11 protein-coding genes are annotated in these 14,625 nt (G+C 54.4%); 3 read left to right on the forward strand and 8 right to left on the reverse strand.

Translation table 11 applies throughout. The annotated features are described in order from the left end of the window. Window positions 1-388 precede the first annotated feature (388 nt). From HK25_RS11615 to HK25_RS11650, 7 genes are all read right to left on the reverse strand, one after another. Window positions 389-2,089, reverse strand: a complete 1,701-nt coding sequence (locus HK25_RS11615) for a recombinase family protein (protein ID WP_086636323.1) — start codon at window positions 2,087-2,089, stop codon at window positions 389-391. Window positions 2,090-3,030: 941 nt separating this feature from the next. Continuing rightward, window positions 3,031-4,437: a hypothetical protein gene (locus HK25_RS11625; protein WP_086636325.1), complete on the reverse strand. Its 1,407-nt coding sequence runs from the start codon at window positions 4,435-4,437 to the stop codon at window positions 3,031-3,033. Window positions 4,438-4,464: 27 nt separating this feature from the next. Beyond that, window positions 4,465-8,487 carry a MobF family relaxase gene (gene mobF, locus HK25_RS11630; RefSeq protein ID WP_086636326.1) on the reverse strand — a complete coding sequence of 1,341 codons (4,023 nt, stop codon included), beginning with the start codon at window positions 8,485-8,487 and terminating at the stop codon, window positions 4,465-4,467. A 2-nt stretch (window positions 8,488-8,489) separates the two neighbouring features. Then, window positions 8,490-8,774, reverse strand: a complete 285-nt coding sequence (locus tag HK25_RS11635; protein ID WP_086555077.1) for a hypothetical protein — start codon at window positions 8,772-8,774, stop codon at window positions 8,490-8,492. Next, window positions 8,771-9,550: a hypothetical protein gene (locus tag HK25_RS11640; protein WP_086555078.1), complete on the reverse strand. Its 780-nt coding sequence runs from the start codon at window positions 9,548-9,550 to the stop codon at window positions 8,771-8,773. Before HK25_RS11640 ends, HK25_RS11635 begins: the two co-directional genes overlap by 4 nt. 17 nt (window positions 9,551-9,567) lie before the next feature. Beyond that, on the reverse strand, window positions 9,568-10,368 hold the full coding sequence (locus tag HK25_RS11645) for a hypothetical protein (protein WP_086636327.1): 801 nt from the start codon (window positions 10,366-10,368) through the stop codon (window positions 9,568-9,570). A gap of 227 nt (window positions 10,369-10,595) precedes the next feature. Further along, the gene (locus HK25_RS11650; protein ID WP_143296001.1) at window positions 10,596-11,120 is read right to left on the reverse strand and encodes a hypothetical protein; all 525 of its coding nucleotides are present in this window, start codon (window positions 11,118-11,120) and stop codon (window positions 10,596-10,598) included. Window positions 11,121-11,731: 611 nt separating this feature from the next. Between HK25_RS11650 and HK25_RS11655 the strand changes: the two genes are divergently transcribed. From HK25_RS11655 to HK25_RS11665, 3 genes are all read left to right on the forward strand, one after another. Further along, the gene (locus tag HK25_RS11655; protein WP_086636329.1) at window positions 11,732-12,472 is read left to right on the forward strand and encodes a hypothetical protein; all 741 of its coding nucleotides are present in this window, start codon (window positions 11,732-11,734) and stop codon (window positions 12,470-12,472) included. Between the two features lie 138 nt (window positions 12,473-12,610). Continuing rightward, on the forward strand, window positions 12,611-12,844 hold the full coding sequence (locus tag HK25_RS11660; protein WP_086636330.1) for a hypothetical protein: 234 nt from the start codon (window positions 12,611-12,613) through the stop codon (window positions 12,842-12,844). An 83-nt stretch (window positions 12,845-12,927) separates the two neighbouring features. Then, window positions 12,928-13,605 carry a hypothetical protein gene (locus tag HK25_RS11665; RefSeq protein ID WP_143296002.1) on the forward strand — a complete coding sequence of 226 codons (678 nt, stop codon included), beginning with the start codon at window positions 12,928-12,930 and terminating at the stop codon, window positions 13,603-13,605. A 392-nt stretch (window positions 13,606-13,997) separates the two neighbouring features. Here HK25_RS11665 and HK25_RS11670 read toward each other — a convergent pair whose 3' ends face one another. Beyond that, entirely contained in the window at window positions 13,998-14,465 is a 468-nt protein-coding gene (locus HK25_RS11670; protein WP_086636332.1) for a hypothetical protein, read from the reverse strand. Between the last annotated feature and the right edge of the window lie 160 nt (window positions 14,466-14,625).

Raw genomic sequence — 14,625 nt, forward strand, 5'->3', positions numbered from 1 at the left:
TCACCTTGCTGGCTATCGTGTGGCGCATACTCGTCGTGAAATCTGACTTCTGGCGCAATGCTGAGGACTGAGGCGCAGAAAATGTATTTGCTACGGGCCGGGCTTGATACCGGCTTTCTCTGCGAAGGGAGAGCTTTCCTTGACTGCCTCATACAAGACTGAGCCGGTAAGTTCCCGCGTGTCCATCCACGCCGCCGCAGCCCCGTGAGCATAGTACGGGTTGGGGGGGGGTACAAGGTTTTTCCTTGCCTGGAGCGAAGGGATGCAGCGAAGCTTTTAGCCAGTGACGGCGGCTGGGCCTTAATGTTCGAGTGAACATCTATCGCGCTACATCCTTTGATTTACCGCTATTTAATGCTCTCTTTTCATATCGCTAAACGCGCATAACTCATTGAAACTCAATAATGGTGCAAGCCCTCTCACGGCGGCAACACGGGTTCGAATCCCGTACGGGACGCCATTCCCGTCCAAAACTGGGAACTTTTGGGTTCAGTTTCGGACGGTCCGAGACGAGCTGGTTCATCAGCCTGTCTTTCCTTCCAAAAATACGAATTTCTCTGTCATCGACTTCTATGCGATCGACGATCGCTCGCAGATATTCCTTGCGCATGGCAACCGGACCATCCGTCAGCTTTGCCCGCAGGTCACGAGAAAAACGTTCGATCATTTCATCGGTAATCACCGGCACGACCATCCCCGGAGCTTCCGCCATTGCGCAGAGACGACTGGTCTCATCCCGCTGAGCCTTCAGGGCATCAAGTCGTTCCCTGAGCGTGGGATCAGTAGCATCGACAACGCCATTTTCGATAGCCGCATACAGCCTTTGCAACTTCTGTTCGGCTTCACGGGACGCGTTACGCAGACTCTCCTGGCGGGCGGCATTACGGTTCTGACTGGCAGCATAGTGTGTCAGGAGCGCTTCCAGTATCACGCCAAGCCTGTCTTTCGTGAGCAGACGGGTGGCGAGATGCTCCATGACCAGCGTATCGAGCAGATCCATGCGGATATTCCGCCCCTTGCAGGCCGTCTTTCCCTGCCGGGCCTGTGTCGCGCAGGTATAATAGCGATAACGACCGTATTTTCCTGTCCGCAACGTCATCCCGCCCCCGCAGGTGGCGCAGACTGCCACCCCCGTCAGCAGGCATGGACCATTGACGATCCGGGGTGCGGTCACACGCGGGGCGTTCTGTTTCAGACGCTGCTGCACTTCCGCAAACTCACTACGGGGAATAATGACAGGAGCATCCATGGTGATCACCTCATTCGACGCTTTCTTACGACCTGTTTTCGCTTCGACCACATTGAACGCATGCGTGCCCGCATAGGTCTCGCGCGTAAGCACGTCATGAATGAATTTGCAGGAAAACCGTGAGCCGGTCTGGGTACGGTATCCCTTTGCATTGAGGAGGCTGACAATCGCCTTGATACCGAGCCCGCCGGACTGTCCATCTCCGTGACGGTAGAGTTCGAAAATGAGCCTGACCGTTTCAGACTGAATGGGGTCGATCTCCAGCTTCTTCTTTATTTTCTGCCCGCGACGCTCTGCCTCCACGGTACGATAGCCGAAAGGCGGACGGGAGCCGTTCCAGAACCCCTGACGGGCGTTCTCGTTCATGGCCCGCAGCGTATGTTTGGCATTCTCACGGGACTGATATTCGTCGAAAAGCGCCATGATCTGGCGCATCATCACGGCAGACGGATCATCTCCCAGTTCCTGTGTGATCGAGATCAGCCGAATTTCCTGCTTTGCAAGACGTCTGACGTTAAACTCAAGCTCGAAATGGTCACGGAAAAAGCGGCTGAAGGAATGCACAACGACAACATCGAACCGCCCTGGTTTCTCCGATGCTGCCTCCATCAACTTTTGAAATTCCGGTCGGCGGTCATCTGTCGCCGAAGCACCTGGCTCGATAAAAACTTCGACGACCTCCCAGCCTTTCGCGGTACAATATGCTTCAGCCTGGCGCTGCTGATCAGGAATTGACAGGTCGTGCTCGGCCTGCCGCCCTGTTGACACCCGCAGATAAAGAGCTGCGCGCAGGGACGGCTGTGGCTGGAGTGGGCTCGAAGCAACGGGCAAGGATGTCATCGCAAAACCTCATCAGAATATCGATTTCCGCTTTGTCGACCGGGATTTCTGGCGGCAGATCGTCCTGAACCTGCCAGTTGTGCATTTTTCTGGAGATTACCACGGACCGCTGTCCTGAGCCAGAGTCGATGGGCCTGTTCCCGAGTGTTGAGCTTACACCGGTTCGTCCGGGCGATAGCGCGCGATTCATGGGCACGTATCCACAACCGGATTGCCGACACTTTTCTGAGCGGATGTAATGGATCTCTGAATGTGATGATGAATACTTTCAGTTATTATAAAACGTGATCTTCCTATTTGGATCGTTACTATTTTTCCTGATGCAGAAAGACGATATGCTGACCTGCGTGAAATACCGAAGCAGCTGCTGACTTTTGAAATGGAAAGAATGACCGGAAGACTGCGGTAAGATATCATAAAGTTTCTGAACCAGTCTGCATTTTGGTCAATCGAAGACTGTGCTCTCACTTGCCTGACGATAAATTCGCGTACAGAATGCGATGTAATCAGCCGTCGACCTGCAATGCGACATGATAAAATATCGCCGGATCTGACAAGTCTGTATGCTGTTTCGCGTGAAAATCCGAAGAAAACAGCAGAATTTCTGATCAGAATTATTTCTGGAAAATCGAATGTGTCCTGCATCTCTCTACTTTCAACCCGAACTTCGTTGAAGGCAGCTTCGATGCGGGTAATGGAAACAAAAACTGCAAAAACCGTTGCATTTTTCGTTATCGAAACAAAAAATAGCCCTGCATAATGTCGCGGCCTGCCGCTCCGGTCACATCGCACTCGTATTTTCTGCTGTTATTCTGCGAAAACAGACTGGAGAGAGATTTTCCCGTTCCCGCGTCCGGTCCGACCGGTTCGCGAAGAAAAAGAACTGAATTCTGCTTTACAGACCGCGCTGGGCACACGGCGCCTGTGTCGCATGGGTTACGTCAGGAGTTTTTTTGCTTGCTATGCTGCGGTTTATAATCGCGCAGCATGCCAAGAATTTCTTTGGGCAGTGGTGGAAGAATCAGAACTGGTGATTTCATGCACGCAGATTTTTCTTTTTCTCCCATGTCTGTTGCTACCGGAGAGACAGCAGGGGAAGATAAACCGGGAGCGGAGATACCTGCTGTGTCGGCGACGTCCTTTGTCCGATCGTCATACAGGTGTGGATCATAAATGTAGCCATAAACCGGGTCCCGCCGTGCAATGGACCCGTTATCCCGAATGAAATCCAGTTCGTGCCCGATCACCTCTGGCAGAAAAAGATCGCTTTGCAGGCACGTAATATCCGCAGCCTGGAACAGAGCCCGGCTTCCCGGGGCAGAAGGCTTTTTCAGACCCCAGTCCTGAAACCACAGCGCATACCCAAGTGTCGCCCGGGTCATGCCCCCATCCCGTGGATCGTCCATGAAACTCCGGCCCGCTGTCAGAAAGCCAGAATCAGTTTCACATGTCGGGCGATAGGGCGGCCACACGTCGTTCGTGGGATGTATCGGCAGATAGGCACGGCAGGCCAGAACGTCCATGGCGGCAAGAATATGCGCGACCGGTCTGAAATGTTTAAGCATCTCGGCAAGGGTACGTTTGCTGAGATGAGTCTTTTCTCTCTCCCTGGCTTTCAGTCTTCTTTTTCTTAGCAGGCGCGAGGGAGTGGAGGGCTCCATGACATAATCATCAATAGTACTGAATGGATCAATCCCCCTGCGACCAGCCTGAAACACGTGCAGGCAACGCTCCCACGATATGGGTATGTCGGGATGATGCAGTGACAGACGGGCGGCGATATGCACCGCCCGACCAATGTAGCGGCAACCCTCTTCAATGATGGTGGACCGGATCGCACTGTATTCTGAAAAACCATACCGTGGCATGGCCGTTTTCAGCCTCGTGCCGATATCGGCAATTTGCATCTGCAACCGCCAGAGATCATGCTCCTGATAGAGGTTCTGGAGTTCGAGAGCCTTGTCGAGGCTGCTGAGCGGCTGTGCGTGGATCTGATCGTGCAGCTTCCGCCTGACCGATCCAAGGTCATCCAGTGTCCGGAGGTCGAACGGCCTGAGAAAATCCAGGAACTGTCGCCCCGATGTGCGCTGGCAGGCCAGTAACTGCAGATGCTGCCGTTCGAGAAGCATCATTTCCAGATGGAGACAGTCGTCCGTGACAGGAGATGATCTGTCACGGCTATCCGACCACATGCTGCCGTATTTCTGCAGCCTGCTTCGACGCCCGGCTGTAAAGTTCCTTTCGGCTGCGACGAGGAGACCCTGAAGAGCAAAATTGTTGCTTTCACCTGGCTGATTGACATCGAAGAAAACTGTAACTTTTTCCGACGTTTTTCCTGTTTTTCTCATGGACAGAACCGTTTCCCCGCAGTCCGGTCAGTCCGTCAGATCCGGTCCGCTTCTCCTGCGTGATGATGCCCATACGACCCTGTGCGGTTCCTGCTGGATAATCCTGCTGCGCTCATGATCAGCCGGACGCGTCCGGCGCGCAAAACGCGCCAGAAGAAGACGGTCGCACACTGCGCAAACAGCTTCAACCTCAAAAGCCGCAAGTGCGTTGGACAGTTCCTCCTTTTTCAGGTGAAGAACATCAGCGTCACGGCCTGCATCGATTCCCATATCATGAAGATCGTCGCGGAGAGAATCAAAAACATCCGTTCTGTCGGAAGAACGCGAGGGCAGAATGATAGACAGGACATTATCCGGGGCTGCATTCCCGATACCTGCCAGCTGGAAAAGCCAGTCGACACGGCGCGATACAACACCGTTTCCCGCCGGATCCAGTCGGCGGGCATCCTGTTTGCGCCACATCTCGCCCTCGTGGAGAGCGGCGGCACGCGCCATTGAAATAGAGCCGTTCCGTTCCATCTCCGCCTTTGCAACGGAGCCAAAATATGCGTCGGAGCCCCATTCGGGGATATCCTCTTCCGTCAGTTCGCGTTCGACCCGGCGCCAGAGAGTCTGCGCGCCATTCTCTGTCCGGCGCCGGGCTTCCCCGAGCGCCCTGCGCAGACGCCAGTGACGCAGTCTGTCACGGAATTTTCCAAAGACCTGTCCCATGCCCCTGGTAAGGTCTTTTACAAAGGCTGAAACCAGCGTCTCTGTCCTGCCGGTTGCGGCCTTTATACCGGACAGTTCCTCCCTGATGGCATCTGCCAGCGGATATACAGGCCCAGCGGACTGGCTCCGGCGATGGCGGGCAATAGCCGGGGTCAGAGTGGGAGGGTTTCCCGCCGCGCTGCGCCGTTCAACTGACAGCATTGCTCCCTGAAAATCGCGAAGGGTCTGCTGGCGCACCTCACGCACGCTATCAAGCAGTCCGAGGGCGGATGATCTTTTATCCCGTCGCTTCATATTGCGCGCCATGTTGTCAAGAATATCGGCCTGCCTGATGGGTCGCGAATCTCCCAGTGGGCGACGACCGGCGATCTCCCGGCGCTCCGCCCCTTCCGAGGTGACCAGCCAGGTCCGCTCCCGATGCCGGCTTCCCTGTGTATAAGCACGATGGGCATCTATAGCCTTTGAACCGCACGGCATAGCCTCAATATGTTCGGTGCTCGTCAAACCCTGGGTGGCATCAATGGAGAGCACATCTCCATAACCAAGGCGGATACGGCCGCTGTCTGGAGCAGCCAGGGTCTTCCATGTCACGAAACCTTCCGTACCCTGACCGTTACGTAAACTGATGCCATCAGAATCAATCGCGATAACTCTCAGTACACTACCGTTATTTCCAAGGATCCCCCGCTTCCCATCGGTGCGATGACAGTTTGTGCGGGCAAACAGTCTGACGCGGTCTCCCACAGCCAGTGTCATGTCATATGTAACGCCGTGCTGATCGACCGCCTCAACCACGGTGGCATCCTCACCAATTTCACCCATCTGGCGGCGACGCTCCCGAATGACGCGCGCAAGATTCCGTGCCTCTGCATTGGTCGGCGCGCTGACCGTTAGTGAGAAATTCTGTCGTGCCCGACCGGACTGATAGCGCTCCAGCCAGAGATCCGCGATGCGGGACATGACTGTTCCACTGTCTCCCGATGCCATCAGAAGTGTCTGATCGGCCCATTTCCTCTGCAGGGCCTCCCGTGTATTGCCGTCGCGCAGCATGAGAGCTGTGGTCCGCTCGCGTTCACTCTGCTGGCGGACGCTTGTGAGCAGTTCCGGCAAGGCGTCAGCGCCAAGAGCACGCCGAAGCAGATCAACAACGGGTCCGGCCTCCACCGCCTGACATTGCAGGGGATCGCCAATCATCACGAGACGAAAGCCAGTTTCACCGCGGGCACGCAACAGATCCAGAAGCTGGGTCGTACTGAGCAGGCTCAGCTCGTCAAGAACGACCACGCTGGCGGCATCCAGAGTAATCCTGCCTTCCTGGATGTCTTTTAAAAGAGGATGTGTTGCACGGAGATTCTCCCGGTCGATCCCCGCACCAGCCAGATCTTCCGCCTGACGCCAGGCTACCGCCGTGCCCCAGATTGTGCGACCCGCCTGATGCCAGGCCTGCACGAGAGGTCTGAGCAGCGTGGTTTTGCCAGAGCCCGCGACGCCGACCAGAACCGACAGCCGACCCTCTGCTCCCAGAGCGTGCATGGCGCGACGCTGGCTTTCCCCGTGCTCCCCATTGAAATCCAGACCCGTCGCGGCGATGCCTGCCTCGATCTGTCCGGCAGATAATGCCCCGCTCCGGTCGGACGCTGCCTGACGCGCCAGTCGGATCAGGTCATTTTCACGATCGACATGGAGTTGTGTTGTGACACGCAGACGTCTCTCTCCCACAGGGTCGGTGTCCTCCACCCAGATCAGGGATGTCTCCGCCCCGTCATGCCGGAAACGACGTGCTGCCAGCATGGAAAGCACGGCATCGACATCGCCAGCGTCCCGGATACCGGTTTCGACCAGTGCTCGCACCGCGCAGATGCGGGCATCACTTTCTTCCAGCACGGCTTTCTGCCGGAACCGTTCCGCAAGCAGATCGCAGGTCAGAGCGAACGCTGCCTCCACATGCTCATGTGCTACGGATGCCTGTGTTGCGGACCGGCCGGCTTTCCCCACGAAAAGCGGTACTGTCCAGCCGAGCGCGTCAGCCTGACGTTGCCACACTTCAAAATCAGCAAGATCATCCTGTTTGACCTGACGCGGATCACCCTGCGTCCCCTGTTTCAGCAGGGCGATACGGCGGGACTCATCAAGGGATTCCCAGTCGAGACCCTGGGCCTTTGCATAAGTACGAGCGGCGAAAAGTCCGCCCTGTGTACGCTTTGAAAATGCCTCACGGACAGTTTCCGGAACCACCATCAGACGTGCGGCTCCCGTTTTGCGATCGAGTTCGACTTCCGCACCAAGCGCCCGCAGATTTTGCGCAAGAAAAGCCTGATACAGTGCCCCGAGTTCCTTGACCCGCCCTGAAAGTCGTTTGAGATCCAGTCCGCCGACACGGCCGCTTTCGGTGAGTACGACGTTGGGAACGACCGTATGAGTATGAAGCTGCGGGTCTCCCGGCACGCGAAGGGTAAAGCGGCGCGTAAAGGACTCCCCGGATACTGCATCAACATCGGGCAGCTCAACGGTCGGGCGACTTGTGAAATGATCGAAGCGCAACCAGCCGATCTGTCCGGCCTCATAGCCCTTTTTGCCAGCCTTGCCCTTGCGGGCACGACCGATTTCATGGCGCACCTGTCGCATGACGGTATCCACGGCATCACGGTGAGCCTGCAGAATCATGGCCCGTTCGGCCTGAGTCCGGGCAAAAGCCCAGGCGAGTGAAACGGACTTGTCGGCAGACCACGTCAGATCAATATAACCGATCCTTGCTTTCGAGGCGGTGACAGCGTCCAGGAAACTGCGTCTGTCGAGTGGCTTACCGTCAAAGCTCCTGCCCGCTGCCAGCCGGACGAAAAGCGTTGCATCAGGCTGACATCCGGCAGGAATACCATACAGACTGAAAAGACGTTCTGCTGCTCTTCTGCTCTGGCTTTGCATGCCAGAGATAAAATCGTCGCCGGAGCCACAAAGCAGATCCGATGCCTGTCGGAGACATTTTTCATCCGGCCAGTCCTCACCGGAAAATCCAAGGCTCTCCGCAATACTTCTGCTGCCTGCCTGAATCTGTTTGCCCTCGACAGGCTTTCCATCCGCACGCAGGCCCGCCAGAAGGCAGGCGATCCCGTCGCGTCTGACAGCACGACCAGGCGTCAGGCCCAGAAGGCTCAGCATGTCGGGTTCGATGTCGTTTCCGATTTCAGCTGTAGAAACATCATTCTTTTCAGCAGAAGGAGTCTGGTTATAGTAACGCGCAAGGGCCGCCTGCGAAGCCGGGACAGTCTGCTCCAGAAGATGATCCGCCATAAACACAGCGGCAGAAGGCCCGCCCGCGACACCGGTGCGATACGTCAGCACCGCTACGGCCCTTCATCCAGAATGCCGGGCAGCTCGGCTTCAAGAGTGTGCATCATCAGCGCGGGTAAATTTGTCAGTCGGTCATTGAGTGCTTCTACACTTTGACATTGATATCTCAATGTAACTGAAATATCTTTGAGAACTGTGAGAAGCTCACTTTCTCCGGTTCCGGGGCCGTCCAGAGCATGCACCAGAGCGACGAGCATCTTTCCGTGAAGTTCCTGTGTTTCGCTTATCGCACGCAAACTCTCAACAAGAACCTGAAGTTGATTCTTCTCAGTTTTCATCGCCAGATCGCCTCTGAAGACGGTGGTCCTTTCGGTGCCAGTAGCGGGATCGTCATATCTGGCGGATGGCCCTGTGGAACCGGGATCCTGACAGGAAGCCAGCATCCCAGTTGATCCGCAAAACCACCAAAATTAAAAAATGTATTCTTATAGCAATTATCAAGACTATGCGTATCACCCAGCCGATTGAGACGGATAATCTGCGCCCATAACTCCAGCTCCTTTGGCCGTCCGAAAAACAGTTTTGCAGCATCTGTTGCGGTGGATCGAAATTCAGTGAGTGTGAGTTCGGCTTCGTGCGCTTTATCCGCAGCACCAGCATTATATCCGTGCCAGTGGCCTATTGAGTAAGTCGCAATGACTCCGATGAGCAACGTCGCTACAAGAATGCAGATAGTCCGGGCTTCAATGAGTTTTACCCGTTTTGTTAATGCACTTTCACTTTCTCTTGCGATTATATTGCCGATATCTGAAACCATTTTGACCTGAAGTGTCGCTGCGAGAGTGTTCAGCCGCTCGGTCTCCTTCTCAGAAAATTCAATTCTTTTATGCAATGCATACGTTATTTCATTTTCTGCCTTGATATAAAGTTCACCGAGATGGCTCTGTTGATTGCGCAGTGCTTCGAGCGAAGCCTGCCACGCAACAATGAGTGGCATAACAGGATCATCGTCCCGCATTCCGTGGTGACGTGCCACTTCAATCAGTGACTGTCCTGTCTGCGATGTTTCATCATTCTCCGTCATGAAAGGAGAGGTAGAAACGGGCATATCCATGTTCTCCTTTCCGCACCTTATGGAAGCCAGTGCTGCACTTCCGAAAATGCTTTTTTCATATTGTCCCGCCACATCCTTGTTCTTTGCCGATCGATCAGGCCAAGGGGAGGCAGGTTATCTTTTGTTTTGCCATCGATAGCTCTCATGAAGCTGAGCCTGCGGCGTTCGATTTCATGTGCGCATCCCAATGTCGGCATAACTACGATCTGACTACCACGATCGAGAATCTGTCGTATGATGTCGCTTTTTTCGATCGAGTCAGAAAATGCCGTCGCCTGTGGTATGTGTGGTGGAACACAGAACTGATTGAAAACGATAATTGTTGCATCGGGGGCAAACAGCTTGTCGGTTTCGAACGATTGTAAATATGCGAGATCATCCGTATCCGGTCCGACGAAATGGATGGCGACGGGTTGTACCCCAAGATTTTGCAGGAAAGAGACAAGAGATAATTCATGCGCTACGTGCTTGAGCGTCCGATCGCCCGCTCCGAAGTCGACAATCAGTGATTTTCGTGTTTCAATTTGTTTTTGCACCAGCCCCTCAAACCATTTCGTAATCGAAACCTGATCGGCCGACGGTGGTGAATATGCATCCTGAAAATACGTTGCGAGTGTCTGATTCGTGCAGTCTCCGTCTGCGACAATCACTTCTCGTCCCGCATTTCGGGCTTCTTCGACCGCCCAGCGTGTGAAGAAGCTTTTTCCTCTGTTGCCGCGCCCTGTCGGGAAGAGGAAAATCTGACCTGTTTCGACAGTTTGATTTTCGTCATAAGATAACCTGCTGTTATCAGTATCGTGCAGCGCATCAGATTCCATGAAAGTGTTCTTTCGTGTCTTGTGATCTGTCTGCACAAACATCATGAAACACAAAAAATAATCAATAACTATATTATACAATACAATATAAAATCGAAATGAAAATGAAATGATGAATTTTATACTTCTGTTTCTGTATGTGCCAGCTCATGTCTCATTGTGCCAGGAATGGGACTGATTAGATATGGGAAAAATTATCGAAACAAACTTCACATCGCTGTGATGTATTACCGATCAGAGCCGACCGGTCCGATCCGGGGTGGCAGACTCAGTGTTCCCGCACGAATCCTTTCCTGTGCTTTCCGCAGTTTGTCTTCTGCGGAACGGGAACTGCCGGTGATCGCCGCGTCCGGGCGGGGTGCAGCATGGCTGGTGGCAGAGTTGCCAGCCGGACGACCTGACGCTGAAAACGATTGCGCCGGGCTTGTAACAGTTTGAAGCGCGCCAGCGTCAGGGAACCGCACTCTCGGCGATACAGCCTCGCGGATGGTATGCTTTTCGTGTGCAAGCCTGCGGCGCAGGCGATACCAGGTCTGACGTGCGGTATCCGGTGACGGACTCTGGCCAGAGGCATCCTTTAGCCCGCGGGAGATAAAAAATTCTGTCAGCATACGCCAGTCCGCCCGGTTTCCGATCTCTTTCTGGAGATCGGAAAAATGATCTTTCATAAAAAATGCCAGCGTATTTCGTCCAGATGCACGACGGGCGCTGCGGATCAGAGTCCGGATATCATCGTTGGCCTTCCTGGTCATTGCAGCCTCCCGTAACATGTGTCGTCCAATATCCATGACTGCGTGCTGCGCCAGCGCACGGTCTGCACCAGAGCGGATAGATGTCCTGCATATCCCCAGCGATCGTTACCAGAAAACTAAAATGGAATCTGATGATCGTCTGATACAAAACCCTATGACATTTTCTGTGAAAATAGTCTTTTATTCATGTGAACTACAGAATTCTCCGGATCCGACACGATCACCCGTCTCCCCAAAACAGGTCTTTCTTCCCGTCAGCTTCAACTGACGAAAATCGGCGCTGAAACCCGGATCATAGGTGTTACAGAAACGCTTCCTGTGCGCATCAGATCCGTGACAGAAATCCTGCATAAAAATGACTACAGACCAAGGCACCCCTGGTGCGCATTTCATTAAGAAAACCAAAGATATCATAGTGACGCCAGAAGAAGCAGCGTCTTGTCAGGGACTGCCTGCAAAAGTGCATATTCTCTTTGGTTAGCCGCTTTCTGTTCTTTTTTGAGTGCTCCGGAAAGCGGAAGGGTTGCTCCCTTCCATCCCATAAAGAGGAGTGGTACGCCGGACACTATGTCGGCTGCCTCGTCTCTTCCTGCTTTTAAAGGACAGACATCATGACATTGCTTTCTTCCGTATCTCAGGCCGATCGGCTTGAGCGCTTTCGTGCACGCACCGGCTATATGCAGGTATCCTCACTTCGCATTCGGCTTGTGAGCTGGATCCCGTGCAAACCACTCCTGTCCTTTATGGATGGCAGTCTTTTCGATTTTGTCGTTCAGGACATTCTCTGGACACCTTTGAGTCTTTTTACAATTCAGACCTTCCATCGCACCCTGGAACTGCACCACAGCGGCTCCGGGAAAATCTGTTTTGCGGAGCCGCTGGTGTTACCGCAGGAAGGAGCAGATGCCCCTCAGGCCGTTGCGGGATACAACCTGCATTTCCTGCGTCGCTGGCTCATACCCTGCGATACAGCTCTCGCTTTACCCAATCTGTGCCTTTATCGCAGTGCGAGCGAATTCTGGCCTGATCTGATGTTCCATACACCGATGAGTCTGGTGCTGCATGCGGCTGTGAAGAACCTCTATGAAGGACTGGAGCCTGAGGATCTGATCGGTCTCTCAGCGGCAGATCGGGACTGGATGCTGCTGTCTGCGTTGCTTCGGCTGCTGAATCCCATTGATCTGTTGGGTCTTTCTTCTTCGACTGACGTCGGACCTGCCCCTGTCATCAATGGTCTTGCTGTCGATCCTTTCTGGTTCGCGACCGACTGTGCCCCTGGCTACAACCTGCGGGCCAGCCTCACTCAGCTGGGGCTTTGTGACGATCCCGCTTCTCTGTCGCACAACGACTGACATTCGCCGCTAAGGCGCTTCTTTTCAAAATCCTTCAATTTCCCCCGTTCCTCAATACCCTATCGGTCATCGGGCGCTGCAAAGTGTGCCGATGCCGATCAGTGTCTGCTGGAACGGGACCAGTAAGGTTCTTGCCTCATGACTACCCAACATTTTTCTCGCTCTGATCCTGGGTTTGACCGGCTTGTCGATGTCTGGCTGCAAATGCACGACGTGCTGCTACCGGCCCTTTTGGCCGCACGGGATCATGGTCTTGCCAGCACGATGCCCTTCGGCCGCCCGCTGGATGGTCATGTGCTGCTGCTGCTGCAGCTTTTGCGGGGCTTTGAAAAAGGACTTCAGGAGGTGGCTGACCGGTCACCTCTGTTCTGAACCTGACCAGACCAACACATTTTTCCATCAACACTTAGCCCCGATCTGCCCTCAGGCGACCGGGGCGCAAAGGATCTTTGACAATGAGACAATTTTCTTCACGCACCCGGATGCACGGATATGCATCCCGCCGGCCCCACCGCACCTCAATGTGGGACGCGACCCCGCAGGACCTGCGCGTCATGGCAGACCTGACCGAGCAACTGGGCGCACCTCCGGTTTCACCAATGATGCAGTATTGCGGCCCGCGTGCACATCATTTGGCTCAGCTTGCCCGAAATGCCGGAGACTGGGGGCGCTTGTTGAGGGCACTGGCATGTCGCTACCCCCGTTTGCCCGAAGGCAGCCACGTCGCTTCTGACGGCACCGAGCTGGAGTCAAACCCTGAACGTATCGTCTGGGAGACCCTCAGGCGCCTGCAACCCAACAACCTTGATCTGTGCTGTCATCCTTTTCTCGAAGAAAGACGGTTTCTGCGTAGCGATTTTGGGATCTGCGCTCCGGGTGATGACACGCCTCTGGTTTATCTCGAAGTCATGGGCATGCTGGGATCAGATCGCGAATGCCAGACGGATGTCGAGGAGCATTCCCTGGAACGTCTGGCGCTTAAGGAACGCTGGTTCAGTGAACCGGATCGCCCTCTGCTACGTATCATCTGGCTCGATATGATGGCCCATCCCGACTGGCTGGCTGCCATTTGCGAAGAGGCATTCCAGGCGGCTTATGCCCGGATGACAATGAGAGCGCGCGCGCGGCGATAGATGGATTTCCGCGTCAAATTCACACAACCAGGAACATACTTATATGATGAACACCAACATCTTTAGCGACCAAGATCGGGTCAGTTCGGTCAAAGCGTGTCGTTTATCGCAACTCTCACGCACAGGATGTTTCAGCTCGGACCTGCCATAGCTTTACTTCGACTTCTGCAAGACAAAGGCAGAGGATGCTAAAAACAATGAGCCCGCCTCGTTTTTGAAGCGGGCTCATTGTTAATGCGTTTCGTCGTGTTTGGTGACCGAAATTTTTATGGTCGCATCTTCTGGCGAGGTATCGGAAAGAGTGTTCTCCACCCGCGTTGCCCGCCAGAATGAGTTGAGACGCGAACGGATCTGCTCAAAATCGATATTTTTCTTTTCCGCGACCTGTCGCCTTATTCCGTGTCAACCACAGTGTGGAGGACAAAACGGTGTTCGGCAGCTTTCCAGATCCAGATCGGAACTTTCATGCCCGGTCCTGCAAAAATGAGGTCCCAGACACTGGCATGACGGCTTTCAAGGGTTGCGATGCCGGCAGCAGAATTATGCCATAAAACGCGATGACCTTTGTCGAGGACCGTGTATTGCGCACCATCGCCGCCAAAGCAGAAAGAGTCTTCCTCAATCACCACACTGACCGTCCCCAGAATTCCACCGACATCCAGAAGCAGGATTTTGGGCGTGACGGACGTATCGCACATGTCACGATAGCCTTCTCCTGCTCGCTTGAGGTCGGGAGTAGCTTTGAGGACTTCAGTGTCTGAGAGCGTGACAGGACGCGCCTGTTCACTTGTACGCCAGTAAGCCTGCGTAATGGCTGCTTTGTCGCTTTGTGCGTAAGCCGAAGGCAGAAAGATGGCCATTGCCAGGGGGGGCTAAGAGGCAGCGTCTCATGAGATAAACGATCCGATCATTGGCAGCTCGTGGACGCGGCAGAAGGACTGGAGTTATTCTCAGCCCTAGGCTCAGGACCTATTAATTTATTGAACTGAGCGAGAGATTGTGATTCACAGGCTTACCGAT

The sequence above is a fragment of the Acetobacter sp. DsW_059 genome, assembly GCF_002153695.1.
GTDB classification, from domain to species: domain Bacteria; phylum Pseudomonadota; class Alphaproteobacteria; order Acetobacterales; family Acetobacteraceae; genus Acetobacter; species Acetobacter thailandicus.

What these genes read in the sequence shown, in the direction of transcription:
- HK25_RS11615 (WP_086636323.1), bottom strand. Translation starts at nt 2,089, where the DNA reads ATGACATCCTTGCCCGTTGCTTCGAGCCCACTCCAGCCACAGCCGTCC.
- HK25_RS11625 (WP_086636325.1), bottom strand. Translation starts at nt 4,437, where the DNA reads ATGAGAAAAACAGGAAAAACGTCGGAAAAAGTTACAGTTTTCTTCGAT.
- HK25_RS11635 (WP_086555077.1), bottom strand. Translation starts at nt 8,774, where the DNA reads ATGAAAACTGAGAAGAATCAACTTCAGGTTCTTGTTGAGAGTTTGCGT.
- HK25_RS11640 (WP_086555078.1), bottom strand. Translation starts at nt 9,550, where the DNA reads ATGGATATGCCCGTTTCTACCTCTCCTTTCATGACGGAGAATGATGAA.
- HK25_RS11645 (WP_086636327.1), bottom strand. Translation starts at nt 10,368, where the DNA reads ATGGAATCTGATGCGCTGCACGATACTGATAACAGCAGGTTATCTTAT.
- HK25_RS11650 (WP_143296001.1), bottom strand. Translation starts at nt 11,120, where the DNA reads ATGACCAGGAAGGCCAACGATGATATCCGGACTCTGATCCGCAGCGCC.
- HK25_RS11655 (WP_086636329.1), top strand. Translation starts at nt 11,732, where the DNA reads ATGACATTGCTTTCTTCCGTATCTCAGGCCGATCGGCTTGAGCGCTTT.
- HK25_RS11660 (WP_086636330.1), top strand. Translation starts at nt 12,611, where the DNA reads ATGACTACCCAACATTTTTCTCGCTCTGATCCTGGGTTTGACCGGCTT.
- HK25_RS11665 (WP_143296002.1), top strand. Translation starts at nt 12,928, where the DNA reads ATGAGACAATTTTCTTCACGCACCCGGATGCACGGATATGCATCCCGC.
- HK25_RS11670 (WP_086636332.1), bottom strand. Translation starts at nt 14,465, where the DNA reads ATGGCCATCTTTCTGCCTTCGGCTTACGCACAAAGCGACAAAGCAGCC.